A 24,534-nucleotide genomic window follows, 5' to 3' on the forward strand; every position below is an offset into this window, starting at 1 on the left:
ACACCATGCTGCTTACGCTCAACGTCAAAGACTTTGTCATCGTGGACCAGCTGCAGCTGGAGTTCGAGCCCGGCTTTACCGTACTGACCGGTGAAACCGGCGCCGGCAAATCCATCATGCTGGACGCGCTGGGCCTGCTGCTGGGCGACCGCGCCGAGGCAGGCCAGATACGCGACGGCGCCGACCGTGCCGAAATCAGCGCCAGCTTCGATATCGCCCGCCAGCCCGACCTGCAAGCCTGGCTGGCCGACAACGCCCTGTCCGGCGACGATAGCGAGCTGCTGATCCGCCGCCTGGTAGACCGCAATGGCCGTTCGCGCAGCTTTATCAATGGCCAGCAAGCTACCCAGGCCCAACTCAAGGCCATCGGCGAATACCTGGTAGACATCCACGGCCAACACGCGCACCAGTCGCTGGTACGGCCCGAGATGCAACGCGGCCTGCTGGACGCCTACGCCGGCGCCAGCCAGCTATCGCGGGACGTGCGCGCCGCCTGGCAAGACTGGCAGCACGCCCGCAAAGCGCGCGAAGACGCCGAAAAGCGCCTGCGCGAGTCCGAAGTGGAACGCGAACGCCTGACCTGGCAGATCGGCGAGCTGGCCGAGCTGGCGCTGCAAGCCGACGAATGGCCGCAGCTGAACCAGCAGCACTCGCGCCTGGCCAACGCGGCCGAGCTGGCGCAGTCGGCGCAGTCGGCGGTGGATGTGTTGTCCGACATGGACGGCAACTGCCTGTCGCTGCTATCGCAGGTACAAAACCGGCTGGGCAAGCTGTCCGGCTTCGACCCGCGCCTGGCCGAATCGCTGGCGCTGCTGGACTCGGTAGACGCCGAGCTGCGCGAGGTGGTGTACAGCCTGCGCGACTACGGCAGCAGCTTCGACGACGACCCGCAGCAGCTGGTGCAGGTCGAAGCGCGCATCGACGCGCTGATGAGCATGGCGCGCAAGTACCGCTGCCAGCCGGAAGACCTGATCAAAAAACTGGCCGACTGGGAAACACAGTTGGCCGCACTGGAAGCCGCCACCGACCAGGAAGCCCTGGCCACCGCCGAAGCCGCCGCACTGGCGCGCTACCGTGCGCAGGCCGAAAGCCTGTCTGGCAAACGCCGCCAGGCGGCCAGCGAGCTATCGGCACGCATCAGCACCGAGATGCAGCGCCTGGCCATGGAAGGCGCCCGCTTTGCCATCGAGCTCTCCGCCGCCAGCGAGCCCACCGCCCACGGCCTGGAAACCATCGAATACCTGGTGGCGGCCAACCAGGGCAGCACGCTACGCCCGCTGGCCAAGGTAGCGTCCGGCGGCGAGCTGTCGCGCATCAGCCTGGCCATGCAGGTGGTGATCAGCCAGGTGGCCAGCGTACCAACGCTGATTTTTGACGAGGTGGATGTCGGTATAGGCGGCCGCGTAGCCGAGGTGGTGGGCAAGCTGCTCAAGCAGCTGGGCCAGCGCTACCAGGTGCTGTGCGTCACCCACCTGCCGCAGGTTGCCTCGTGTGGTGACCAGCACTGGCGCGTGAGCAAAAGCAGCGCTGACGGGCGCACGGTCAGCCGCATCAGCCCGCTGGACGGCGAAGGCCGTGTGCTGGAAATTGCCCGCATGCTGGGCGGCGAAGACATTACCGCCACCACGCGCCAGCACGCCAGCGAGATGCTGGACAGCAACGCCTGAGCACGCCGCGCAAGGCAAAAGCCCAAGGGCCTGTCGCCATGCGACAGGCCCTTGGGCTTTGCTGGGGATCACCCCGTCAAGCGCCTCAGCCAGCCGCTGGTACAGCAGGTAGCAGTGGCACCACCACAGCGGCGGCCTTGCGTAGCTGCTGCTCTGCCAGCGCCGGCTGGCGGGCGCGCAGGTAATACTGTGCCAGCCGCGTACTACACGCCACACTCAGCGCCAGCATCTGCTCGTCGCGGCCTTCGCTACCGGTGAGTGCGGCGGCCACGCGCTGCTGGTACAGCGTGCTGGCGTCTGCCATGCCTGCCGCCGCGGCCATGGTCGCCATGGCACTGTATAGCGGCGCCTGCATGCTGGCCTGCTGTGCGGCCACGGTGGCGTCCAGTTGTGTCAGCAAGGGCGCTACCGCCAGCGCGCCTTGGTGGTCGGCTAGCGCGCCCAGTGCGGTATCACCCTTAGCCGCGGCCTGCACGGTTTGTGCATACGCCTGCTGCAGCTGCTGCGCCGCGGCCGGCGCATTGCCTGCGGCCAACTCGCCCTGGCTACGCAACAGGCCAAACACCGGCCCGGGCGTGGCAGCGTGGCTGGCCTGCAGCTGGCTTAGCAGGGGTTTGACCTCGGCCCAGCGCCCCTTGGCCGCATTGGCCTGCAGGGCATTAAGCAGCGCTTGCGCGTGCCAGCGCTGCAGCTGGCTGGTGGTGTAATCGCGCATGACGGCACCGGACAGCTGCGGCAGCTGGGCCTTGGCTTTATCCAGCCAGGCTTGCCAGGCGGCGGCAGATAGCTGCGGGCTGGCTGCCAGCATGCTGGCGACCCGCGCATAGAACAGGGCGGCATCTTGTGGTTTGAGCTGGCCCGCCTCGGTGGCCAGCTCGTCCAGCGCTTGCGTGCTGATGCCACCAGGGCGTTGCAGCAGTGTCCAGGCGCTGGCCAGCAGCTCGGCGCTGCGGGCACTGCCCGCCTGGTAGCCAGGCGTGGCTTGCAGGCGGGCCAAGAGCTCGTTGGCGCGCTGCGCCTGGCCGCTTTCGGCCAGCGCCACCACCAGCGCGAGCGCCAGATTTTGTTTTTCGCCCAATGCGGCACCGGTTTGAGCCGACACCTTCTGCACGCTGGCGGCCACCCCTTGCCACTCGCCACTGCCGCCCGCTACGCCCGCCACCGGCGTGGTGAGCAGCGAATCACTGCTGCCCTGCGCCAGCGCCGCGCCGTCCGGCGACTGGGCGAAGGCTTCCAGGTCGGCCGGCTGGCCGGCCAGCCCGCCCCCCATGATCTGGTTCAGCATGCCCTGCGCCAGCGCTGCCCGCTGCTCGGGCGCCAGCGCCTGGCCGGATGGCGCAGCCAGGCGGTAGCCGCCAAAAAACGCCGCACCCAGCAAGACGACGATACTGCCAGCGCGCAACACGCCGCGGCTGCCACGGAAAAACGCCAGCCACGGCTGGTGCAGGCCCAGTTCTTTTTCCAGCTCGGCGCGGATGCGGTTACGCAGCGCGCGCTCGCTGTCTTCCTGGCTTTGGCGGCTGCCCAGCTCGCCTTCGCGCTGCAAGCGGGCGTTCAGTTTGCGCAGTTCTTCCTCGCGTATCTGCTTGAGGCGCAGCTTTTCCGGGTCGATCTTATCCAGATAGATATGGCAATACGGGCATTGGCGCTGTGGGGTTGGCCGCATCATGCGCTGGCAGCCAGGGCATTCGCTGTCGGCCAGGGTGGCGTTTTTGTCCAGCAGCGCCAGCGCCGGTTTCATTTCTACCTGAAAGCCGGCATCGCGGAAGTTCTGGGCGGTGCGCTCGGCTTCGTCCTGCGGGATGTCGGCCTTGATACGGGTGGCGCCGCGCTGCTCCAGGTGCTGCATCAGGCGTGCTGCTTTTTCCTGACCCAGCTGCAGGTGGGTGCTGGCTTGCTGCTGCAGCTGCGCCATGTCGGGGGATTCGGGCAGGCGGACGATCAGGTCGTAGCGGCTGGCGGGGGTGTGTTCGTCTGTAGTGTGCTGTGCGTTCATGTCGTGCAGCCGGCGTGGGGGTGCAATAGTGTAGCAAACGCGCGGCAAAACACCACATTTCAATAGCATAGCCCCAAGCTGGCAGCGGGCTGCGTGCCGGCCCGGGGCCAGCTAGCTAGCGCATGGACACCGCCGTGGCAAACTGGTCTACCGCCTGCACCAGGCGGTCCACATCGGTCACACGCGTATCCGGGCACACCAGAATCATGTTGTGGAACGGTGTAATCAGCAGGCCGCGGTTCAGCAGAAACAGGTGCACGATGTGCTCCAGCTCGCCATCCAGAATGGCGTCGGCTTCGCTGCCGTTGCGCGGGGGCGTGGCGGTGAACTGGAACTCGGTACGCGCCCCCACCTGGGTCACACACCACGGCAGCTGGTGGCGGGCGATCACGTCGCGCAGGCCTGCGGCCAACCTTTCGGCCAGGCCGAACATATGCTGGTAGGCGGTATCGGTCATCACCTGGGCCAGGTTGGCGCGCATGGCGGCCATGGCCAGCAGGTTGGCGGTCAGCGTGGTGCCAATGCCGCTATGCCCGGCCGGTGCCTGGCGCTTGGCCGCTTCGGCGCGGCGTGCGACATCTTCGGTAAAGCCGTACACCGCGCATGGCACGCCGCCGGCGACCGGCTTGCCCACCACAAACAGGTCTGGCTGCAGGCCGTGGGCGCCGGTGTAACCGCTGGGGCCGCTGCTGATGGTGTGGGTTTCGTCTATCAGCAGCAGCGTGCCGTACTGACGGCACAGCGCCTGCGCCTGCTGCCAGAAACCGGGCGCGGGCAGCACCATGCCGATATTGGTCATGGCCGGCTCGGCCAGCAGGCAGGCCACCTGCCCGTCCTGCAGCGCGGCTTCCAGCGCGGCCAGGTCGTTGAATTCGATGCTGCGCGTGTGCTGCGTAATGTCGTACACCTGACCCAGCAGGCTGTCGCGGGTTTGCGGCTGGCCGTCTACCAGGTCGACAAACACGTCGTCCACCGTGCCGTGGTAGCAACCATTAAAGATCAACACCTGGCTGCGGCCGGTGATGGCACGTGCCCAGCGGATGGCAAAGCGGTTGGCGTCGGACGCCGACAGCGCAAACTGCCAGTACGGCAGGCCAAAGCGGCGCGCCAGCTCCTCGGCTACCCACACGCCGTCGGCGCTGGGCAGCATGGCGGTGTAGCCGCGCTGCGCCTGGCGGGCGATGGCGTCGGCCACCGGCTGCGGGCTATGGCCGAACATGGCGCCGGTGTCGCCCAGGCAAAAATCCACGTAGTCGTGGCCGTCCACATCGCGAAAACGTGCGCCGCGTGCCTCATCGACATACAGCGAAAACGGCGTGGACCAGTCGTTCATCCAGTGCAGCGGCACACCAAAGAGCAGATGGTTGGCCGCATCGGCAGACAGCGCGCGCGAGCGCGGCATGCGGGCGATAAAGGCATCGCGTTCGGCGGCCATCAGGGTCTGGGCTTTGTCCCAGTCTATGCCGTGGCGGGATGGGGTCATGGTGTGCTCCTTTGTCTTGCCCATGCTGCGGCCAACCTTGGGCTGCGCAGCCAGTGTTTTATCGATATCCAGAGGGTCAAACATGCAGCTGCAGGTGCTCGCGCTCCCAGGCGGTAATGGCGCGGTTGAAGGTTTCAAACTCCTTCTCTTTTACCGCGCAAAACGCCTGCACAAAATCATTGCCCAGAATGTCGGCCAGCTCGGGGCAGGCCTGCATCAGCTCTACCGCGTCTTCCAGGCTGCGCGGCAGCTCGTAGTCCATGTCGTAGGCGCTGTCGTTCATGGGGGCGGATGGCTCGATGGCCTGCACCATGCCCAGGTAGCCGCAGGCCAGCGTGGCGGCCATGGCCAGGTAGGGGTTCACATCCACGCCGGGCACGCGGTTTTCCAGCCGCCGCGCAGCGGGGCCGGATGGCGGTATGCGGATGCCGCAGGTGCGGTTGTCGTAGCCCCAGCGCACATTGATCGGCGCGGCGGTGTGGCGGCTCAGGCGGCGGTAGCTGTTAACGTAGGGTGCGAACATCGGCATGGCCTGCGGCAGGTAGCGCTGCATGCCGCCAATGTGGTGGAAGAACAGCGGGCTGGGGCTGCCGTCGGGCAGCGAGAAGATATTGTCTCCGGTGTCGCTGCTAACGATGCTCTGGTGGATGTGCATGGCGCTGCCCGGCTCACCTTCCATCGGCTTGGCCATGAAGGTGGCAAAGATATTGTGACGGTAGGCGGTTTCGCGCACGGCGCGCTTGAACAGGAACACCTGGTCGGCCAGCGACATGGCGTCGCCATGGCTGAAATTGATCTCCATTTGCGCCGCGCCCACTTCGTGGATCAGCGTTTCCACATTCAGCTGGGCGGCCTGGCAGAAGGTGGACAGCTCCTGGAAGAAGGGGTCAAAGTCGTTGACCGCATCGATGGAAAACGACTGGCGGCCCACCTCGGAGCGCCCTGCCCGCCCCGACGGCGGGCGCAGCGGCTCGTGCGGGTTGTTGTTCTGGCGGATCAGGTAGAACTCCATTTCTGGTGCCACCACCGGGCGCCAGCCCTTGTCTTCGTACAGTTTCAGCACTTTGCGCAGCACGGCACGCGGCGAAATGCCCACCGGCTTACCGTCAAAATCCTCGCAGTCGTGAATCACCACCGCTACCGGTTCGATGGCCCACGGCACCAGGCGGATGGTGGCCGGGTCGGGCCGGCACACCATGTCCGGGTCATTGGCGCCGGCAAAGCGCTCGAACTCGGCAAACTCGCCGTTGACGGTAATGGTGAGCACCGCCTTGGACATCTTCATGCTGTCTTCGGCCAGAAACAGGTTCTTGGGCACGATCTTGCCGCGCGCCACGCCGGTCATGTCCGGTATCACGCATTCGATTTCGTGTATCTGATGCTGGCGTATAAACGCGGCCAGTGTCTCGTTCATGGTCGTTCTCCTCTGGTAAGCCCGTAGGTTCCCGTCCTTGCCCAGCGATCCATCCCTTGCAAAACAGAAAACCGCAGCAAATGCAGGCGTGATGGCTGGCAATATAAATTTGATCAAATATCAATGTCAACATTTGATCAAATCTTGGCAGCGCAGGCTGTCGCCTTTCTGCTATGCTGGCGGGCGCCAATCGCCCTGTGAGCCTGACACGCCAGCGCAGCACACACCGCAAGCAGTTCCTTGCCCCTGCAGCGTGCCACCCGCCGGCTACAGCTGTAAGACGCCATGAAGACTGCCAACGCCTCTACCCTGCAAGACGAAACCTACGACACGCTGCGCCACTGGCTGATGCTGGGCCGCTGGCTGCCCGGCGAACGCCTGAAAATCAAACACCTGGCCGATGAAATGGGCGTGAGCCAGATGCCGGTGCGCGCCGCCCTGCAAAGGTTGGCCGCAGAAAAAGCGCTGGTGAACATCCCCAACTGCGGCGTGGCCGTGCCGCAGCTGACGGTGAGCCAGTTTGACGACATCCTGCTAAACCGTATCCTGCTGGAAGGCCAGGCTGCCTGGCTGGGCGCCCGCCAGCTCAGCGAGCCACAGCGCAGCCAGCTGGCCGCGCTGTGCCACGCCATGGACGCCGCCATCGCCGCGGACGACGTAAAAGCCTACCTGGACGCCAATGAGCAGTTCCACCTGCTGCTGTACCAGGCCAGCGGCTCGCCGGTGCTGCTGTCGCTTATCGAAACCGTGTGGCTGTACGTGGGCCCCATTTCCAACCAGCTGCATCAAGACCTGGCGGTGTGGAAAACCATGAACGACGCGCACAGCGCCCTGCTGCAAGCGCTATTGGCCAACGATGCCGACGGCGTGCGCGCCGCTATCGAGCAAGACCTGCGCACAGCCGGCAGCTATCTGCGGGGCCTCTGCCGCGCGGGCTAGGCGCCGCTGACAGCACTCCTACCCTGCGTTGAGTCGCCTTGCCGTACTACGGGCATGGTCTGCGTCGGCACGCCTGGGCTCAGGTGCGCTGCAACATTTTGTCAGCGCCGCCTAGCCGTATAGTCGACGCCGTCGTAAGCATTGCTTATCATTAAGCCCCCCGGCTTCAAGCAAAGCAGGCAATGCAACTGCATCTAGGCACGCTGTACGTGGTGCAACTCACCACCTTTTCGCTCCTGACCCTGGCCGTATTACTGATGGGCCTACGCTACCCGCAGGAGCAGGCGCTACGACACTGGGGCATAGGCGGCGTGCTGGCCAGTATCAGCATGCTGCTGATTGCACTACGCCCGGTGATTCCCGCCTGGCTGTCAGTAGACCTTGCCAATATCGTACTGTTTGTGGCGCTATCGCTTACCTGGAGCGGTGCACTGGCGCTGGAGCAGCGCCCGGTGCGCTGGCGCGTGCAGCTGGCCCTGGTGCTGCTGGCCAGCGTGCTGCTGGTAGGCATATCCAATAGCCCGGCCTACTTTGAACAGCGCGCTGCGCTATACAGCGCCTGCTATATGCTGTTCAACCTGCTCACCCTGAAAGTATTCATCAGCAGCCCGCACCGGCGGCGCCTGGGCTACCGGCTGATTTGCACGCTGGTGCTGCTACTGATGCTGGGCCAGATAGCCCGCATCACGCTGGCGATGTACTTTGGCCATGGCGGGCTGGCCGGCTCGCCGTACTTTGCGCTGGCCAACTTTGTGCTGATCCTGCTGGAGTTCGCCAAAATCCTGGCCTTGATTTTTGTCTGCTTCGAAGGCCTGGAAATCCGCCTGTACCAGCTGGCCATGCGCGACCCGCTCACCGGCCTGTATAACCGGCGGGCCTTTCACGAGCAGGCACAGCAAAGGCTGGCCGCACAGGCCGGCGCGACCGTGGCCTTGCTGGTGCTGGATCTGGATTACTTCAAGCAAGTAAACGACCGCTACGGCCACCAGGCAGGCGACGACGTGCTGGTACACCTGGCCAGGCTGCTGCACGCCCAGCTGGCCCCGTTTGATGCGCTGTATGCCCGTAGCGGTGGCGAAGAGTTTGTCATGATGCTCACGGGCAATGCGGCCAACCTGGCGCCCGTCATTGCCGAGAGTATCCGCAGCGCACTGGCCGCCTATGCCATCCAGACCAGCGATGGCCAGCAGGTCTTGCAAACAACCAGCATCGGCATCGCTGGCGGCACGTCGGCCCAAGGCGCGTTGCGCCAGCTGGTGATGGAGGCCGACATGGCGCTATATCAGGCCAAACAGCACGGCCGTAACTGCGTGCGCAGCAGCACGCAAGCCCTGTAAGCCCCACAAAAAAAGCCCCTTGCACCAGACAAGGGGCTTTTTGCCGCTACCCGCTTAGCGCAACAGGCTGATGGCGTACTGCGGCGTCAGGTTGGCCTGTGCCTGCACGGCCTGGCTGCTACTGCTCAGAATCTGCTGCCGCGCCAGCTCGCTGCTGGCGGCAGCGTAATCGGCATCCTGTATGCGGCTGCGCGCCGCTTCGGTATTGATGGACGAGGTGGTGAGGTTGTCGATGGCACTGCCAAAGCGGTTGGCCGTAGCCCCCAGGTCTGCGCGGTAGTTGCCCAGCTGTTTGAGATCAGACTGTATCTGCGACAGCGCCGCGCCGGGGTTGGACAAATCGATCGTGCCTGTTGCATTGGCGTTACTGCTGTAAGCGTTCAGCTTGCTGGCGCCGTTGGCCAGGTCGGGTGCCGTTACGCTCAGCTGCGCCGTAGACGTGCCCTGCCCGCCTACCTGAAAGGTGGCCGTGTTCCCGCCGTTAAACAGCTGCTGCCCGTTAAACGTGGTGCTTTCGACAATCCGGGAATTCGCCTGGGTCAGCTGATCGACCTCTTTTTGCAAGGCCGCACGGTTATCGGCGCTGAGTATGCCGTTGCCAGCCTGCACCGCCAGTTCTTCTATGCGCTGGCTGTTCTGGGTAATTTGCGACAGCGCACCGTCGGCCGTTTGCGTGAGCGAGATACCGTCGTAGGCATTGCGGATGCCCTGGGTATCCCCTAGCTGCTGGCTGCGCAGCCCTTCGGCCACGGCCAGGCCGGCCGCGTTATCGGCGGCGCTATTGATGCCTTTGCCCGAGGCAAGCTGGGCCAGCACCTGCCTTTTGGCTTGCTCGGTTTGCCGCAGCTGGGCCTGGTTGTTCAGGGCAGAAAGATTGCTATTGATGCTGAGTGGCATGGTGACACACCTCGGCTACTGATAATTTATTCTAGCGGCAACCCCACCACATTCAATAACAAACTACTGTTGTAAAACACTTTTCTTCTGTGCCGCGCCACATAAACCACAGCCATGACGCTTGCCATCGATAAAAGACAAAGCTTATAAATGGCATTGTGCACTGCACAAAAGGAGATCGCCATGCGCCCTGCTACCCCCACCCCAGACCCGGCCCTGAACGCCCTGCAAACTGCCTGGCACAGCCACCAGCTGCTGCTGGCTGCCCTGCTACAGCTGCAAAACCGCTGGAACACCCACCTGCTGAAAGAAGACCGCAACCAGCCCGAACACTATCGTCGGCTGCTGCTGCGACTGATTGCCGACCAGGCGGCCTTAGGCTACGACACCGTCGCCTTGCAGCAAGAGTACGACCAGGTATACCGCCACTGGAGCCAGGCTTATGGCCTGCCGCTGCCAGGGCCGGTCTGGCAATGGCGCAATGCGCAGCAGCGCCGCCAGCAGCGCATCCTGCTGACCCTCACCCGTGCCGCGCTACAAAACTGCCAGCTGCGCCTGGCCAGTGAACAACAGCCCGCCTGAGCCAAAAAAACACCGCACGCTTACTGCGTACGGTGTTTTTGCCCGCTTGCGGCCAACCTTACCAGCAGCGCTTGATCAAGGCGCCCAGCTGGATGAGCCTGCCATGGAAAAAGTGGCCAGCCGCAGGCAGCACAAGCACCGGCAGCTGCTGCGGGCGCGCCCAGTCCATCACCGCACCCAGCGGGATGACTTCGTCTTCCTCGCCGTGGATCACCAGGGTTTCGGCAGGTACATCGGGCGTGGCAATCTCGTATTTGCCTACCGCCACGCCCATCAGCAACAGCTTGTCTGCCTCGATGACAGCACGCGTGCGCGCGGCCACAAAACCGCCAAACGAGAAACCGGCCAGCGCCAGCGGCAGCTCGCCCTGCTCGGCGCGGGCATGCGCTACCACCGCCAGCACATCGTCCACCTCGCCTACGCCGTAATCGTGCGTGCCTTCGCTCTGGCCCACACCGCGCAGGTTGGGCAGGTAGCAGGCATAGCCCAGCTGCGATAGCGACTTGGCGGCAGTCTGGATGACCTTATTGGTATTGGTGCCGCCCTGGGTAGGGTTGGGGTGGCAAATCACCGCGATACCGGTGGTGTCGCCCGCCGCCGGCACAAAGATGGTTTCCAGCTTGCCTACCGGGCCGGCAATGTCGAGTTTGTGCGGCTGCTTCAGCATCAGACTTTCAGCCTTTCCACGATGCGGCCGTTTACCATGTGCTCTTCCACAATTTCATCGATATCTTCTTTGTCGATGAAGGTGTACCAGGTCTCTTGCGGGTACACCACCATCACCGGGCCTTCGTCGCAGCGGCCCAGGCAGCCGGCCTTGTTGACACGAATCTGGCCATTACCCGCCAGGCCACGCGCCTTGATCTGGTCTTTCATATAGCCCAGCAGCTCGCTGGCGCCATGGTTGTTACAGCACATTTCGCCTTCGGCGCGCTGGTTGCAGCAGATGAATACGTGTTTGTCGAAGTAGCTCATGTTTGTCTCTTGCAGGTAGACGGCCAGCCTGGTGGGCTGGCCCGGGGTGTTATTCGTCAGAATCTGCCCAGCCGGCAATGCCGATGCTGGCAGCGTTATCAAACTTGGCATACTGGCCGATAAACGCCAGCCGCACGCGGCCGGTGGGGCCGTTACGGTGTTTACCGATAATGGCCTCGGCCTGGTTTTTCAGGTCGATTTCATCGGGTTTGTAATACGCCTCGCGGTACATGAAGATGATCAAGTCGGCGTCCTGCTCGATGGCGCCGGATTCACGCAAGTCGGACATCATCGGGCGTTTGTCGGTACGCTGCTCCACCGCACGCGACAGCTGCGACAGCGCAATCACCGGCACTTGCAGCTCTTTGGCCAGGCCTTTCAGGCCACGCGAGATCTCGCCCAGCTCGGCGGTACGGTTGTCGTTACGGCCCGAGCCGCTCATCAGCTGCAGGTAGTCGATCACGATCAGGCCGAGCTTGCCGCCGTGCTGGCGCGCCAGGCGGCGGGCGCGGGCGCGCAGCTCCAGCGCGGTCAGCGCCGGGGTTTCGTCGATGTACATCGGCGCGTCGGATAGCTTGCCGATGGCGTAGGTCAGCTTTTGCCAGTCTTCGTCACCCAGCTTGCCGGTACGCAGAATGTGCTGATCCAGGCGCCCTACCGAGCCCAGCATCCGCATCACCAGCTGTGCACCGCCCATTTCCATGGAAAACACCGCCACCGGCAGGCCGGTTTCGATGGCCACGTTTTCGGCAATGTTCATGGAGAAAGCGGTTTTACCCATCGATGGGCGCCCCGCCACGATGATGAGGTCGCCCGGCTGCAGGCCAGAGGTACGTGCGTCCAGGTCGTGGAAGCCGGTGGGCACGCCGGTGACTTCGTCCGGGTTGTCACGGCTGTACAGCATGTCGATGCGCTCGACCACCTCTTTCAGCAGCGCCGGCATTTCCAGAAAGCCTTGTTTGGACTTGGCGGTGGATTCGGCAATCTGGAACACCTTGCCCTCGGCTTCGTCCAGCAGCTGCGCGGCATCGCGGCCCAGCGGGTTGTAGGCGGACTCGGCAATCTCGGTACCCACCTGCGCCAAGGCACGCATCACCGAGCGCTCGCGCACGATTTCGGCGTAGCGGCGGATGTTGGCCGCAGACGGCGTGTTTTGCGCCAGCGAGGCCAGGTAGGCCAGGCCGCCAATGCTGGCCAGCTCGGCGTTTTTGTCCAGGCTTTCCGACACGGTGACCACATCGGCCGGGCGGGCAATATCCACCAGGCGGGCAATGTGGCGGAAGATGATGCGGTGGTCGTGACGGTAAAAATCGCTGTCCGTCAGCAAGTCGGCTACTTTTTCCCAGGCGCTGTTATCCAGCAGCAGGCCGCCCAGTACCGATTGCTCGGCTTCGATAGAGTGTGGTGGTGTACGAATGGCCGCCACAGAGGCGTCGTTGATATCAAAATCGCTCATAAATCCTGGCTTACCCGACAAGACAACAAAGGTTGGCCGCGGCCAACCCTGGGTGCAGGTGGCCAAAGCCCCTGCCTGATCTGGCTGTGATTCTAGCAGTTTTTACCCGCTACAAAGCCGGAAGACCACGCCCACTGAAAGTTATAGCCACCCAGCCAGCCAGTGATATCCACCACTTCGCCGATAAAGAACAGCCCCGGTACGTCGTTGGCCATCATGGTCTTGGACGACAGCGCCTTGGTGGAGACGCCACCGCGGGTGACCTCGGCTTTTTTATAGCCCTGGGTACCATTGGGCAGCACGCGCCAGTGGTGCAGCGCCTCGGCCAGCTGGCGGCGTTTTTTGGGTGACAGGTCGCGGCCGCGCACATTGGCGCCCTGGCCTTCCAGCCAGGCTTCGGCAAAACGCTTGGGCCAGCCCAGCTCGCCCATGGCATTGGCCAGCAGCTGATCGCTGCCGGCACGCGCTTCCAGCCAGGCTTCGGCGTCGGTATCGGGCAGCAGATCGATGATGATTTCCTGCCCCGGCTGCCAGTAGCTGGAGATCTGCAAGATGGCCGGGCCGGACAGCCCTTTGTGGGTAAACAGCACGTTTTCACGAAAACGCACCTTGCCGATGCGCACTTCGGCATCCAGCGACACGCCGGCTAGCGGCGCAAAGCGCGCGGCGTCGTCCACGTGAAAAGTCAGCGGCACCAGCGCCGGGTCCAGCTTGGTTACCGGCAGGCCAAACTGCTCGGCCAGCTGGTAACCAAAGGCCGTGGCGCCGATTTGCGGGATGGATAGCCCGCCGGTGGCCACCACCAGCGATTCGCAGCTAAAGCTGCCGGCACTGGTCGCCAGCTGGAAAAGACCGTCGCGGCCAACCTTTTCGATGGTAACCCCCATGCGGCGGTCTACCCCGGCGGCCTGGCATTCTGCGTCCAGCATGTCGATCAGCTGCTGGCTGCTGTCATCGCAAAACAGCTGGCCCAGCTTTTTCTCGTGATAGGCAATGCCGTGCCTGGCGATCAGCTCGATAAAGTGCTGCGGCGTGTACTGCGACAAAGCCGAGCGGCAGAAATTGGGGTTGTCTGACACATAACAGTCATGCCGGGCATGGATATTAGTGAAGTTACTGCGCCCGCCCCCGGAGATGCGGATTTTTTCTGCCAGCTTGCTGGCGTGGTCCAGCAGCAGCACCTTGCGGCCACGCTGGCCGGCGGTGGCGGCGCACATCATGCCGGCAGCACCGGCACCTAACACGATTACATCAAACTGCACGTGGCGAACCTCAAAAAGAATGAGCTTATATAGTGTAGTGATTTGGTCAACAATTGGCGATGCTGGCCAATTACAGTAAACTGTAGCAGTCGAACAGCGCATGCTGTTTTGCTTGTTAACTCTGGAGAGCACGATGGAACACAAACTGCCCGAACTGCCGTACGCACTGGACGCCCTGGCGCCGATCATTTCCAAGGAAACCCTGGAATTCCACTACGGCAAACATCACCAGACCTACATCACCAACCTGAACAACCTGATCAAGGGCACCGAGTTCGAAAATGCCTCCCTGGAAGAGATCGTAAAAAAATCCTCCGGCGGCATCTTCAATAACGCTGCCCAGGTGTGGAACCACACCTTCTACTGGTTTGGCCTGGCACCGAACGCCGGCGGCGAACCGACTGGCGCGCTGGCTGATGCCATCAACGCCAAATGGGGCTCCTTCGACGAGTTCAAGAAAGCCTTTGCCGCCTGTGCCGTTGGCACCTTCGGTTCCGGCTGGGCCTGGCTGGTAAAAAATGCCGATGGCAGCCTGGACCTGGTGTCCACCAGCAACGCCGCTACCCCGCTGACTACCGACAAGAAGGCACTGCTGACTTGCGACGTATGGGAGCACGCCTACTACATCGACTACCGCAACAGCCGCCCGAACTACATGGAAGGCTTCTGGAAGCTGGTGAACTGGAACTTTGTTGCCGAAAACTTTGCTGCCTGATTTTTGACAGCATCGTGATGAAAAAGGCCCCTTGCGGGGCCTTTTTTGTTGCCTGCCACAGCGCACTGCCCACCCGCAGGCGGGCGTGTGCTTACTGCTCGGCCGGCGTCTGGCTGATCATCACCTTGTGTTTCTGGCGCAGCTGCTCCAGATACGCGGCCATCACGCTTTGCGACGACATCTCGCCCAGCAGCATGCCCAGCTGGGCCGACTCCTGCGGGGCCAGTGCCTGGGCGGGCTGTACTTTGTCTACGCTGTACAGCACGTACTCGCCATTGTCACGCTTGACCCCGGCAAAAGCAGGTAGCTGCTTGGGGTTGGCCGCAAACACGGCGCGCAGCTCGGCTACCGGCGTACCCGCCGGGTTACGGCGCGACAGGTTCTTCACCTCGCCCCAGGCAACAGCGGCAGCTTTGCCCGCTTTCAGCTCGGCCAGCATGGCCGCACCGCGCTGCGCTGCCAATTTGGCGCCCTCTTTGGCCACCAGCTCGGCCCGGATGGTGTCCTGCACCTCGGCCAGCGTGCGCTGACGCGCAGGCTGGTGCTCGGCGACACGCACCACCACCAGCGTGTTGTTACCCACGTCTACCGGCTCGCTATTGTGCTTTTTGTTCAGCACGTCGTCGCTGAATGCCGCTTCCAGCAGCTTGGCATTGCCCAGTACGGCATCACCCGGCTTGCCGGTGCGTGGCAGCAGCTCGCTTTGCTGGGCTTTCAGGCTCAGCGCGGTTTCTACCGCTTTGAGCGAATCACCCTGCTGGTAAGCCAGCTCGCCCATTTTCTCGGCGGCAGCACGGTAGGCAGCGGCGGCTTTTTGCTTGCGCAACTTGTCTACCACGGCGGCTTTTTGCGATTCGAAATCGCTGGCCTTGATCGCATTGAGCTGCAGGATGTGATAACCGAATTCGGTTTCGACTACTTCGCTGATCTGGCCTTGCTTCATGGCAAAAGCCACGCTCTCGAACGGCTTGGTCATCACGCCACGGCCAAAGAAGCCCAGGTCGCCACCGTTGGCCGCAGAGCCCGGGTCTTGCGAGCGGGCTTTAGCCAGCTCGGCAAACTTGGCCGGGTTGGCACGCACTTCTTTCAGGATGGCGTCGGCTTGTGCCTTGACCTTGGCTTTGTCGGCGGCGGGTGCACTCTTGTCGACGGCCAACAGGATGTGTGCCACCTGGCGCTCTTCGGACGAGAACTCGCCCGCATTCTTGTCGTAATAGGCCTTGGCATCCGCATCGCTGATGGTCAGCGCCTGCGCCATGGCATCTTGCGACAAGGCAACATACTCGATGCGTACCTGGTCAGTGGTCTTGAAACGCTTCAGATTGGCCTCGTAATAGGCCTTGATCATGGCATCGTCCAGCTTGACGCTGGCAGCAAACTGTTCTGGCTTGAGGGTGTAGGCGCGCACATCGCGCACTTCGGACACCAGGGCGCTCATGCGCTCTGCCAGGGTACGGGAAACAAAGCTGCCGTTCAGGTAAGGTGCCACCTGCGTTTGCAGCAGGATGTCACGGCTGATCTGCTCTTCAAATGCATCGGCCGTCATGTAACGGCCCTGCAGGAATTCGGTATAGCGTGCCGCGCTGAAGCTGCCGTTTTCCTGGAAAGCAGGAATGCCGGCAATCACATTGCGCAGCTGCTGCGGGGCGACAGCCAGATGGTGGCCACGGGCCTCGGCCAGCAGCATTTCCTGGCGGATCAGGTTTTCCAGCACCGCCTGGCGTGATGCGGCGTTGGTAGGCTGGCCTTCCAGCTGGCGCTCCACGTCTTTCTGGTAGATCTTGGCATCGCCCACTTTGGCCAGATACGGGTCTTCCACAGCGGCACTGTAACTACCGACGCCGAAACCCACGAAGGTGAGCGCCACGGCACCAAGAATGATCTTGATGGCAAGATTGTTGTTCTGAACGAAATCAAACATGAGGTTCGGGGTCTACCAAAGAAACAAGGTGAACGTTGGCCGTTCACCTTGTTGATTGTCTGGTGGAGCCTGCTTTCGCAAACCCATACAGAGTGACTGGCAAGCAAACGCCCGGTGCAAGCACCGGGCAGGTGCTGATTACAGTGCGTCTTTCAGTGCTTTACCAGCACGGAATTTCGGAGACTTGGCAGCAGCGATGGTAATGGTCTCGCCAGTCTTCGGGTTACGACCACTACGCTCGGCGCGCTCGCCTACGTAGAAAGTACCAAAGCCCACAACAGTGACAGTGTCGCCAGCCTTCAGCGCATCGGTTACAGCATCGATCATGCCATCCAGTGCCTTACCGGCAGCTGCTTTGGAAATGTCTGCCTTGGCGGCGATAGCGTCAATCAGTTCAGACTTGTTCACGTTAAGTCCCCTTTCGTCGTTCTCGGTGTACGGAGTACTGAATAAAACCGCTAGCTTTATAGCAAGGGCAAAATCCTTGTGTCAAGCGGCTTTCAGCGGGGGAGCTCATGTTTTCACCCCCTCCTGAAAGCTGATGCTAGCGCGGTTTTACCAGCAAATCAAAACAATGAGTCATTAATGTGTCATTGGCGCGGACTTTGTCGCAAGTTCAGCAGTGGCGGGCGTTACAGCCACAGCCTCTTCTGACAGCGCTTGCGGCTCGCGTTCCAGCGCGTATGACAAAACCTCATCAATCCACTTCACTGGCAAAATCTCCAGCTTGTTCTTGATGTTAGCCGGGATCTCGGCCAGATCCTTGACGTTGCCTTTGGGGATCAGCGCACGTTTGATGCCACCACGCTGGGCGGCCAACAGCTTCTCTTTCAGGCCGCCAATGGGCAGTACTTCACCACGCAAGGTGATTTCGCCGGTCATCGCTACATCGGCACGCACAGGGATGCCGGTGAGCACGGAAACCAGCGCCGTGGTCATGGCGATACCCGCGGATGGGCCATCTTTTGGCGTGGCGCCTTCCGGTACGTGGATGTGCATGTCGTGCTTTTCGTAGAAATCCGGCTTGATGCCCAGCAAACGGGCACGGCTACGCACCACGCTCATGGCGGCGGTAATGGACTCCTGCATCACCTCGCCCAGCTGGCCGGTACGAATGATGTTGCCCTTGCCCGGCAGCGCAACGGCCTCGATGGTGAGCAGCTCGCCGCCCACTTCGGTCCACGCCAGGCCGGTGACCTGGCCGATGCGGTTTTCTTCTTCGGCCAGGCCAAAGTCGAAGCGACGCACACCCAGATATTTCTCCAGGTTCTTGCCGTTTACCGTGGTTTTCACCGCCTTGTCTGCGCTGGCTTTCTTGCTGTGCTCGGTCACCACCTTGCGGCAGATCTTGGCGATCTCGCGGTCCAGGCTACGTACGCCTGCCTCACGGGTGTAGTAGCGCACGATGTCGCGCAGCGCGCTTTCCTGCACTACCAGCTCGCCTTCTACCACGCCATTGTTCTTTATCTGCTTGGGCAGCAGATACTTGGTGGCGATATTGACCTTCTCGTCTTCGGTGTAGCCGGCCAGGCGGATGATTTCCATCCGGTCCAGCAGCGCCGCCGGGATATTCAGCGAGTTGGCCGTGGCCACGAACATCACGTCGGACAGGTCGAAATCCACCTCGGCGTAATGGTCGGCAAACGCATGGTTCTGCTCCGGGTCCAGCACCTCCAGCAGCGCAGCGGAAGGGTCGCCACGGAAGTCGGCACCCAGCTTGTCCACTTCGTCCAGCAGGAACAGCGGGTTTTTCACGCCCACTTTGGTCATGTTCTGCAGCACCTTGCCCGGCATGGAGCCGATATAGGTACGGCGATGACCGCGGATTTCGGATTCGTCGCGCACACCGCCCAGCGCCATGCGCACAAACTTGCGGCCGGTAGCACGGGCAATCGACTGCCCCAGCGAGGTCTTACCCACGCCTGGCGGCCCGACAAGGCACAAAATAGGCGCTTTCAGGCGGTCGACACGCTGCTGCACTGCCAGATACTCCAGAATGCGCTCTTTGACCTTTTCCAGGCCAAAGTGGTCTTCGTCCAGCACATCCTCCGCCCCATCGATATCCTTGCTGACCTTGGTCTTTTTCTTCCACGGCAGATCGATCAGGGTTTCGATGTAGTTGCGCACCACGGTGGCCTCAGCCGACATGGGCGACATCATGCGCAGTTTTTTCAGCTCGGCCGTGACTTTCTCGCGGCCTTCCTTGGACATGCCGGCTACCTTGATCTTGCGCTCCAGCTCGTCCAGATCGTTGCCTTCTTCGCCTTCACCCAGCTCTTTCTGGATGGCTTTTACCTGTTCGTTCAGGTAGTACTCGCGCTGGCTCTTTTCCATCTGGCGCTTCACGCGGCCACGGATGCGCTTTTCTACCTGCAGGATGTCGATCTCGCTTTCCATCATGGCCAGCAGGTGCTCGATACGTGCCTTGATGTCGAACATCTCCAGCACTTCCTGCTTGTTTTCCAGACGCAGCGGCAGGTGCACTACCACCGAGTCGGCCAGGCGGCCGGCTTTGTCCACGCCAGACAACGACGACAGGACTTCGCTCGGGATTTTCTTGTTCAGTTTGACGAACTGCTCGAACTGCGCCAGCAGTGCGCGGCGCAGCGCCTCCACCTCGGGCGTATCCTCGCTGTCGAACGGCAGCGGGTCGATGGTGGCGGTAAAGTATTCTTCGTGGTCCTGCACTGCGGCCAACCTGGCACGCTGACGGCCTTCTACCAGCACCTTCACGGTGCCGTCGGGCAGCTTCAGCATTTGCAGGATGCTGGCAATGGTGCCGATCTCGTGCAGGTCTTCCGACAGGGGTTCGTCCTTGTCGGCAGCACGCTGGGCAACCAGCAGGATCTGTTTGCCTTCGTCCATGGCCTTTTCCAGCGCCTTGATGGATTTGGGGCGGCCAACAAACAGCGGAATCACCATGTGCGGGAACACAACGACATCGCGCAGCGGCAATAGGGCCAGTGTGGTTTGATCTTTTAGTTCGGCGGGCTGTGGCATATCACCTAACCTTGCTCTTGGTGGAATTCAGTTAACAGGACAAATTAGGGCAAATTCATCCATATCAAGCATGCTAAAGCACTTAATAGTAGCTGCAAACAAAAACCGCCCTCACGGGCGGTTTGTTTCACTGCCTGGGCGGGCTCAGGCGGACTGGGCAGTATCCGGCGCAGCGTCTTCCTGCTGCAGGATGTAGGCAGGCTTTTCGCCCAGCTCGATCACTTTCTCGTCTACCACGACCTTGCTGACGCCTTCGAGGGACGGCAGCTCGTACATGGTATCCAGCAGCGAGCGCTCCAGAATGGAACGCAAACCACGCGCACCGGTCTTGCGGATCAGGGCTTGCTTGGCAATCACACGTAACGCGGAAGGCAGCACCTCCAGTGTTACCTGCTCCATGGCAAACAGGCGCTGATACTGTTTGATCAGGGCATTGCGCGGCTGGGTCAGGATGCTCACCAGCGCTTCTTCGTCCAGCTCTTCCAGCGTGGTCACCACGGGCAGGCGGCCGATCAGCTCGGGAATCAGGCCAAACTTGATCAGGTCTTCCGGCTCCACTTCGCGGAACAGGGTGCTGATGGATTTGCCATCTTCCTTGGACATCACCTCGGCACCAAAGCCGATCCCGCCTTTTTCGGAACGGCGACGAATGATCTTTTCCAGACCATCGAACGCACCACCGCAAATGAACAGGATATTGGTGGTATCCACCTGGATGAATTCCTGGTTCGGGTGCTTGCGGCCACCTTGCGGCGGTACCGACGCTACCGTGCCTTCGATCAGCTTCAGCAGGGCCTGCTGTACGCCTTCACCGGAGACATCGCGGGTAATCGACGGGTTTTCCGACTTGCGGGAAATCTTGTCGATTTCGTCCAGGTACACAATGCCGCGCTGGGCTTTGGTCACATCGTAGTCGCACTTTTGCAAGAGCTTCTGGATGATGTGCTCAACGTCCTCGCCCACATAACCGGCTTCGGTCAGCGTGGTGGCATCGGCAATGACAAACGGCACGTCCAGCAGCCTGGCCAGCGTCTGCGCCAACAGCGTCTTACCGGAGCCGGTAGGGCCGATCAGCAGGATATTGCTCTTGGACAGCTCTACGTCGTCCTTGGTGCTGGGCGTGTAGAGGCGCTTGTAGTGGTTGTACACCGCCACGGCCAGCGACTTCTTGGCCGGGTCCTGGCCAATGATGTACTGGTCCAGCGAGGCGCGGATTTCCTGCGGTGTCGGCAGGGCTGGTGCTTCGCCCTGCTCGTCTGCAGCACCGATTGTCGCTTCTGTTTCATCGCGAATGATATCGCCGCACAGATCTACACACTCGTTACAAATGTAGACCTGCGGGCCGGCGATCAGTCGCTGCACTTCGTGCTGGCTCTTGCCGCAAAAAGAGCAGTACAGCAGCTTGTCCTTACTGCCTTTATCTGCCATCAGATAGACATCCCGAATTAAACGGCCGCATCCAGACGCGAGCTCAGCACCTTGTCGATCAGGCCGTATTCACGGCTCTGTTCGGCAGACATGAAGTTGTCGCGTTCGGTATCGGCTTGTACTTGTTCCATGGTCTGGCCGGTGTGCTTGGCCAGCAGCTTATTCATGTGCGCCTTGGTTTTCACCAGTTCGCGGGCATGAATTTCGATGTCGGTCACCTGGCCACTCAGGCCGCCACCGTACAACAGCGGCTGGTGGATCATCACGCGGCTGTTCGGCAGCGCAAAACGCTTGCCCTTGGCGCCTGCCGACAGCAGGAAGGCGCCCATGCTGGCTGCCTGGCCAATGCACAGGGTGGAAACGTCCGGCTTGATGAAGTTCATCGTGTCGTAGATCGACATGCCGGCGGTAATGGAACCGCCTGGCGAGTTGATATACAGATAGATGTCCTTGTCCGGGTTTTCCGATTCCAGGAACAGCAGCTGTGCTACCACCAGATTGGCCGAGTCGTCGGTAACAGGGCCGACCAGGAACACGATACGCTCCTTCAGCAGGCGGGAGAAAATGTCGTAGGCGCGTTCGCCACGGCCACTTTGCTCCACCACCATGGGCACCAGGCCCATACCTTGCGGTTCAAACATCGATTTCATCGACCTCTCCGGTATCAGTTAAACAGATCAGGCGTTGTTGCCCATCAGGGTTTCGAAAGAAACGTCCTTCTGGATAACATTGGCGCGACCCAGCACAAATTCAACCACATTGTCTTCCAGTACCATCGAAGTCGGGCCTTCCAGGCGGCCGGCTTCGGCGTAGTACCAGTCGATCACGTCTTGTGGCTGCTCGTAGCTCTCGGCAAATTCTTCTACCAGGGCTTTGACTTGTTCCGGCTTGGCTTCCAGCTTGTTGGCTTCTACCGCTTCGGCCAGGATCAGGCCCAGCGCTACGCGGCGCTCGGCTTGCTGGGTGAACAGGTCTGCCGGCAGCGGCATGTCTTTCAGCTGCATGCCACGTTGTTCCAGGTCTTTGCGGGCCTGGTCCATCAGGCGGCCAACTTCCAGCTCTACCAGAGCTTTAGGCAGGTCGATCGGGGTCACGTCGATCAGCGCCTGCATCACGTTTTCTTTCACCTGGGCAGACAGGCGGCGTTTTACTTCACGCTCCACGTTTTTGCGGATTTCAGCGCGCATCTTGGCCACGTCGCCATCAGCAATACCCAGCAACTTGGCGAACTCTTCGTTCACTTCCGGCAGCTCGGCAGCGGCAACGTTTTTCACGGTGATCTCGAAGCTGGCGGTTTTGCCGGCTACGTCTTTACCGTGGTAGTCAGCCGGGAAGTTCACGGCAACAGTCTTGGTTTCGCCTTCTTTCGCGCCGATCACACCGGCTTCGAATTCTGGCAGCATCTGGCCCTGGCCCAGCATGAACGGGAAGTTCTCGCTGCTGCCGCCTTCGAAGGCTACGCCGTCGATGGTGCCTTTGAAGTCGATGATGACGCGGTCGCCGTCAGCAGCTTCGCGCTCTACACGGTTGAAGCGGGTGCGTTGCTTGCGCAGGATATCAACGGTCTTGTCGATTTCGGCGTCGGTCACTTCGGTGTTTGGCTTCTCGATGTCTTTGCCAGCCAGCTCACCGATGGTGATTTCCGGGTAAACCTCGAAAGCAGCAGCAAACTTGAAGCTTTCTGCATCGCCCTGTGCCGGTTCAAAACGCGGGTAGCCAGCTACGCGCAGTTTTTGCTCGACAGCAGCTTTGTAGAAGCTTTGCTGAACCTGTTCGCCCAGCACTTCTTCGCGCACTTGTGCGCCGTAGTTTGCTTCAACGATTTTGGCCGGTGCTTTACCTGGGCGGAAACCCTGAATTTTGGCAGTGCGGGCAACGCGCTTCAGGCGCTCGGCTACTTGTGCGTCGATTGCAGCCAGCGGCAGTGCAATGCTCATGCGACGCTCGAGGCCGCTCAACGTTTCCAGTTGTACTTGCATGTCCAATCCTTAGATTCAAAAGGTGTGGGGTTGAAGCCAGAAGCGGGAAAGCCCAACGGGTTGAGCAGAAATGCTCGGGGAACCATGCTGATTTTGCTTTCCTGCGCCATGAATTTTGTATTGTTAAGCAGCGTGTCTACCTGCAGGGCAGGCGAAACCAGGCGGCTAAAGCAAGGGGCGAGTATAGCATGCAGCGTCAAATTGAACAGTGCGTGATGCCAGCGCCCTGTCCTGCCAGCCATGGCGGCACATAGCCTGCACGGCACGCCAGGCCAAACTGCCACCAACAGGCCATGCCGCACGCCTTCATTGCCGCCGGCTTGCCGTGCCGGTATCGTACCGGCGATTGCACCTTGATACAGGCAAGACACCATGTCCACCCTCACGCACTTTGACAGCCATGGCCAGGCGCACATGGTTGACGTAGGCCACAAGGCAGAAACCCGGCGCGTAGCCGTCGCCACCGGCCACATCACCATGCAGCCCGCCACCTACGCCCTGCTGCAGTCCGGCAACAGTAAAAAAGGCGATGTAATCGGCATTGCCCGCATCGCTGCCATACAGGGCAGCAAGCGCACCGCCGACCTGATTCCGCTATGCCACCCGCTGGCCCTGAGCCGTGTGGCAGTGGATTTCCACCCCGAAGACGCCGCCTGCCGCCTGCACATCACCGTGACCGCTGAAACAGTTGGCCGCACCGGCGTGGAAATGGAGGCGCTCAGCGCCGTGATGGCCGGCCTGCTTACCGTGTACGACATGCTGAAGGCGGTGGATCGCGGCATGGAGATCGCCGGGGTACGGCTGCTGGAAAAACAGGGTGGCAAGAGCGGGCACTGGCACGCTGGCGACCACGACCACTTGGGAACCTGAATGATGAATACACTGCAAGATGTGCCGCTAGCGCAAGCCTACCGCCTGCTCAACCACGGCCCTACCGTGCTGGTGAGCAGCGCCCACGCCGGCCAGCAAAACGTGATGGCCGCCGCCTGGGCCATGCCGCTGGATTTTGACCCGCCCAAGATACTGGTGGTGATCGACAAGGCCACCCACACCCGCAAACTGATGGAAGCCTCCGGCGAATTTGCCCTGAACGTGCCCTGCCGCTACCAGGCACAGGCAGTGGTAGCCGCCGGTAGCGCCAGCGGTGCCGACTGCGACAAGTTTGCCGCCAGCGGCCTGCAGGCCATGCCGGCGCAGCGCATTGCCGCCCCGCTGGTGCAAGGCTGCAGCGCCTATCTGGAATGCCGCATCATCCAGGAGCCGCATAACCAGCAGCAATACGACCTGTTTATTGCCGAAGTGGTCGCCGCCCAGGCCGACAGCCGCGTATTCAGCAACGGGCGCTGGCATTTTGACGGCCACGACGCGCTGCGCAGCCTGCACCACGTAGCCGGTGGCCATTTTTTTGTCAGCGGCGATACCGTTAGCGGCCAGACATAAAACCGGCAGCAGGCAACAAAAAGCCCCGCACTGTGATGCGGGG

General features: G+C 61.7%; 22 protein-coding genes. 7 read left to right on the forward strand and 15 right to left on the reverse strand.

What is annotated here, in order from left to right; all coding sequences use genetic code 11:
- Positions 1-5: 5 nt before the first annotated feature.
- Entirely contained in the window at positions 6-1,667 is a 1,662-nt protein-coding gene (gene recN / locus FLQ44_RS20665) for a DNA repair protein RecN (protein WP_147695870.1), read from the forward strand.
- Between the two features lie 85 nt (positions 1,668-1,752).
- Here the strand turns inward: recN and FLQ44_RS20670 are convergent, their stop codons facing one another.
- The 3 genes from FLQ44_RS20670 to FLQ44_RS20680 form a co-directional block, all read right to left on the reverse strand.
- Complete coding sequence (locus FLQ44_RS20670) at positions 1,753-3,663, reverse strand: hypothetical protein (RefSeq protein ID WP_147695871.1); 1,911 nt, start codon at positions 3,661-3,663, stop codon at positions 1,753-1,755.
- A 115-nt stretch (positions 3,664-3,778) separates the two neighbouring features.
- Complete coding sequence (locus FLQ44_RS20675; protein WP_240801360.1) at positions 3,779-5,230, reverse strand: aspartate aminotransferase family protein; 1,452 nt, start codon at positions 5,228-5,230, stop codon at positions 3,779-3,781.
- A complete protein-coding gene (locus tag FLQ44_RS20680; RefSeq protein WP_147695872.1) occupies positions 5,223-6,560 on the reverse strand; it encodes a glutamine synthetase family protein in 1,338 nt (445 codons plus the stop codon). The genes FLQ44_RS20675 and FLQ44_RS20680 overlap by 8 nt, the downstream gene beginning before the upstream one ends.
- Before the next feature lie 285 nt (positions 6,561-6,845).
- Between FLQ44_RS20680 and FLQ44_RS20685 the strand changes: the two genes are divergently transcribed.
- Together FLQ44_RS20685 and FLQ44_RS20690 are read left to right on the forward strand one after the other, a co-directional pair.
- Positions 6,846-7,499: a GntR family transcriptional regulator gene (locus FLQ44_RS20685; RefSeq protein WP_147695873.1), complete on the forward strand. Its 654-nt coding sequence runs from the start codon at positions 6,846-6,848 to the stop codon at positions 7,497-7,499.
- A 182-nt stretch (positions 7,500-7,681) separates the two neighbouring features.
- Positions 7,682-8,836 carry a GGDEF domain-containing protein gene (locus tag FLQ44_RS20690; protein WP_147695874.1) on the forward strand — a complete coding sequence of 385 codons (1,155 nt, stop codon included), beginning with the start codon at positions 7,682-7,684 and terminating at the stop codon, positions 8,834-8,836.
- 54 nt (positions 8,837-8,890) lie between these two features.
- Here FLQ44_RS20690 and FLQ44_RS20695 read toward each other — a convergent pair whose 3' ends face one another.
- The gene (locus FLQ44_RS20695; protein WP_147695875.1) at positions 8,891-9,733 is read right to left on the reverse strand and encodes a flagellin N-terminal helical domain-containing protein; all 843 of its coding nucleotides are present in this window, start codon (positions 9,731-9,733) and stop codon (positions 8,891-8,893) included.
- A gap of 183 nt (positions 9,734-9,916) precedes the next feature.
- Between FLQ44_RS20695 and FLQ44_RS20700 the strand changes: the two genes are divergently transcribed.
- Positions 9,917-10,315 (forward strand): hypothetical protein, encoded by a 399-nt coding sequence (locus tag FLQ44_RS20700; protein WP_147695876.1) that lies wholly within the window; start codon positions 9,917-9,919, stop codon positions 10,313-10,315.
- Positions 10,316-10,373: 58 nt separating this feature from the next.
- Here the strand turns inward: FLQ44_RS20700 and FLQ44_RS20705 are convergent, their stop codons facing one another.
- The 4 genes from FLQ44_RS20705 to FLQ44_RS20720 all read right to left on the reverse strand — a co-directional run bounded on the left by FLQ44_RS20705 (position 10,374) and on the right by FLQ44_RS20720 (position 14,008).
- Positions 10,374-10,982, reverse strand: coding sequence for an alpha/beta hydrolase (locus tag FLQ44_RS20705; protein WP_147695877.1), 609 nt, complete (start codon positions 10,980-10,982; stop codon positions 10,374-10,376).
- The gene (locus FLQ44_RS20710; protein ID WP_147695878.1) at positions 10,982-11,290 is read right to left on the reverse strand and encodes a (2Fe-2S) ferredoxin domain-containing protein; all 309 of its coding nucleotides are present in this window, start codon (positions 11,288-11,290) and stop codon (positions 10,982-10,984) included. Before FLQ44_RS20710 ends, FLQ44_RS20705 begins: the two co-directional genes overlap by 1 nt.
- Positions 11,291-11,339: 49 nt before the next feature.
- Positions 11,340-12,746, reverse strand: coding sequence for a replicative DNA helicase (gene dnaB, locus FLQ44_RS20715; protein WP_147695879.1), 1,407 nt, complete (start codon positions 12,744-12,746; stop codon positions 11,340-11,342).
- Between the two features lie 92 nt (positions 12,747-12,838).
- Positions 12,839-14,008: a BaiN/RdsA family NAD(P)/FAD-dependent oxidoreductase gene (locus FLQ44_RS20720; protein WP_147695880.1), complete on the reverse strand. Its 1,170-nt coding sequence runs from the start codon at positions 14,006-14,008 to the stop codon at positions 12,839-12,841.
- A 133-nt stretch (positions 14,009-14,141) separates the two neighbouring features.
- Here FLQ44_RS20720 and sodB point away from each other — a divergent pair, with 133 nt between their 5' ends.
- Positions 14,142-14,723: a superoxide dismutase [Fe] gene (sodB, locus tag FLQ44_RS20725; protein WP_147695881.1), complete on the forward strand. Its 582-nt coding sequence runs from the start codon at positions 14,142-14,144 to the stop codon at positions 14,721-14,723.
- Positions 14,724-14,814: 91 nt separating this feature from the next.
- Here sodB and FLQ44_RS20730 read toward each other — a convergent pair whose 3' ends face one another.
- The 7 genes from FLQ44_RS20730 to FLQ44_RS20760 form a co-directional block, all read right to left on the reverse strand.
- The gene (locus tag FLQ44_RS20730) at positions 14,815-16,644 is read right to left on the reverse strand and encodes a SurA N-terminal domain-containing protein (protein ID WP_147695882.1); all 1,830 of its coding nucleotides are present in this window, start codon (positions 16,642-16,644) and stop codon (positions 14,815-14,817) included.
- Positions 16,645-16,782: 138 nt separating this feature from the next.
- Positions 16,783-17,052, reverse strand: a complete 270-nt coding sequence (locus tag FLQ44_RS20735; RefSeq protein WP_017509554.1) for an HU family DNA-binding protein — start codon at positions 17,050-17,052, stop codon at positions 16,783-16,785.
- Between the two features lie 174 nt (positions 17,053-17,226).
- A complete protein-coding gene (gene lon / locus FLQ44_RS20740; protein WP_147695883.1) occupies positions 17,227-19,644 on the reverse strand; it encodes an endopeptidase La in 2,418 nt (805 codons plus the stop codon).
- 144 nt (positions 19,645-19,788) lie between these two features.
- A complete protein-coding gene (gene clpX / locus FLQ44_RS20745) occupies positions 19,789-21,072 on the reverse strand; it encodes an ATP-dependent Clp protease ATP-binding subunit ClpX (RefSeq protein WP_147695884.1) in 1,284 nt (427 codons plus the stop codon).
- A gap of 17 nt (positions 21,073-21,089) precedes the next feature.
- Positions 21,090-21,722 carry an ATP-dependent Clp endopeptidase proteolytic subunit ClpP gene (gene clpP / locus FLQ44_RS20750; RefSeq protein ID WP_147695885.1) on the reverse strand — a complete coding sequence of 211 codons (633 nt, stop codon included), beginning with the start codon at positions 21,720-21,722 and terminating at the stop codon, positions 21,090-21,092.
- Between the two features lie 27 nt (positions 21,723-21,749).
- Positions 21,750-23,051: a trigger factor gene (gene tig / locus FLQ44_RS20755; protein WP_147695886.1), complete on the reverse strand. Its 1,302-nt coding sequence runs from the start codon at positions 23,049-23,051 to the stop codon at positions 21,750-21,752.
- Entirely contained in the window at positions 23,027-23,431 is a 405-nt protein-coding gene (locus FLQ44_RS20760) for a hypothetical protein (RefSeq protein ID WP_147695887.1), read from the reverse strand. Before FLQ44_RS20760 ends, tig begins: the two co-directional genes overlap by 25 nt.
- Between FLQ44_RS20760 and moaC the strand changes: the two genes are divergently transcribed.
- Positions 23,424-23,921, forward strand: a complete 498-nt coding sequence (moaC, locus tag FLQ44_RS20765; RefSeq protein WP_147695888.1) for a cyclic pyranopterin monophosphate synthase MoaC — start codon at positions 23,424-23,426, stop codon at positions 23,919-23,921. The two genes, FLQ44_RS20760 and moaC, sit on opposite strands and share 8 nt — an antisense overlap.
- Positions 23,922-24,491 (forward strand): flavin reductase family protein, encoded by a 570-nt coding sequence (locus FLQ44_RS20770; RefSeq protein WP_147695889.1) that lies wholly within the window; start codon positions 23,922-23,924, stop codon positions 24,489-24,491.
- The last annotated feature ends 43 nt before the right edge of the window (positions 24,492-24,534 follow it).

Source organism: Vogesella mureinivorans (genome assembly GCF_007644035.1).
GTDB classification, from domain to species: domain Bacteria; phylum Pseudomonadota; class Gammaproteobacteria; order Burkholderiales; family Chromobacteriaceae; genus Vogesella; species Vogesella mureinivorans.

Excerpts from the sequence above, each read along its gene's own strand:
- recN (WP_147695870.1), top strand. The coding sequence starts at position 6 with ATGCTGCTTACGCTCAACGTCAAAGACTTTGTCATCGTGGACCAGCTG.
- FLQ44_RS20670 (WP_147695871.1), bottom strand. The coding sequence starts at position 3,663 with ATGAACGCACAGCACACTACAGACGAACACACCCCCGCCAGCCGCTAC.
- FLQ44_RS20675 (WP_240801360.1), bottom strand. The coding sequence starts at position 5,230 with ATGTTTGACCCTCTGGATATCGATAAAACACTGGCTGCGCAGCCCAAG.
- FLQ44_RS20680 (WP_147695872.1), bottom strand. The coding sequence starts at position 6,560 with ATGAACGAGACACTGGCCGCGTTTATACGCCAGCATCAGATACACGAA.
- FLQ44_RS20685 (WP_147695873.1), top strand. The coding sequence starts at position 6,846 with ATGAAGACTGCCAACGCCTCTACCCTGCAAGACGAAACCTACGACACG.
- FLQ44_RS20690 (WP_147695874.1), top strand. The coding sequence starts at position 7,682 with ATGCAACTGCATCTAGGCACGCTGTACGTGGTGCAACTCACCACCTTT.
- FLQ44_RS20695 (WP_147695875.1), bottom strand. The coding sequence starts at position 9,733 with ATGCCACTCAGCATCAATAGCAATCTTTCTGCCCTGAACAACCAGGCC.
- FLQ44_RS20700 (WP_147695876.1), top strand. The coding sequence starts at position 9,917 with ATGCGCCCTGCTACCCCCACCCCAGACCCGGCCCTGAACGCCCTGCAA.
- FLQ44_RS20705 (WP_147695877.1), bottom strand. The coding sequence starts at position 10,982 with ATGCTGAAGCAGCCGCACAAACTCGACATTGCCGGCCCGGTAGGCAAG.
- FLQ44_RS20710 (WP_147695878.1), bottom strand. The coding sequence starts at position 11,290 with ATGAGCTACTTCGACAAACACGTATTCATCTGCTGCAACCAGCGCGCC.
- dnaB (WP_147695879.1), bottom strand. The coding sequence starts at position 12,746 with ATGAGCGATTTTGATATCAACGACGCCTCTGTGGCGGCCATTCGTACA.
- sodB (WP_147695881.1), top strand. The coding sequence starts at position 14,142 with ATGGAACACAAACTGCCCGAACTGCCGTACGCACTGGACGCCCTGGCG.
- FLQ44_RS20730 (WP_147695882.1), bottom strand. The coding sequence starts at position 16,644 with ATGTTTGATTTCGTTCAGAACAACAATCTTGCCATCAAGATCATTCTT.
- lon (WP_147695883.1), bottom strand. The coding sequence starts at position 19,644 with ATGCCACAGCCCGCCGAACTAAAAGATCAAACCACACTGGCCCTATTG.
- clpX (WP_147695884.1), bottom strand. The coding sequence starts at position 21,072 with ATGGCAGATAAAGGCAGTAAGGACAAGCTGCTGTACTGCTCTTTTTGC.
- clpP (WP_147695885.1), bottom strand. The coding sequence starts at position 21,722 with ATGAAATCGATGTTTGAACCGCAAGGTATGGGCCTGGTGCCCATGGTG.
- tig (WP_147695886.1), bottom strand. The coding sequence starts at position 23,051 with ATGCAAGTACAACTGGAAACGTTGAGCGGCCTCGAGCGTCGCATGAGC.
- moaC (WP_147695888.1), top strand. The coding sequence starts at position 23,424 with ATGTCCACCCTCACGCACTTTGACAGCCATGGCCAGGCGCACATGGTT.
- FLQ44_RS20770 (WP_147695889.1), top strand. The coding sequence starts at position 23,922 with ATGATGAATACACTGCAAGATGTGCCGCTAGCGCAAGCCTACCGCCTG.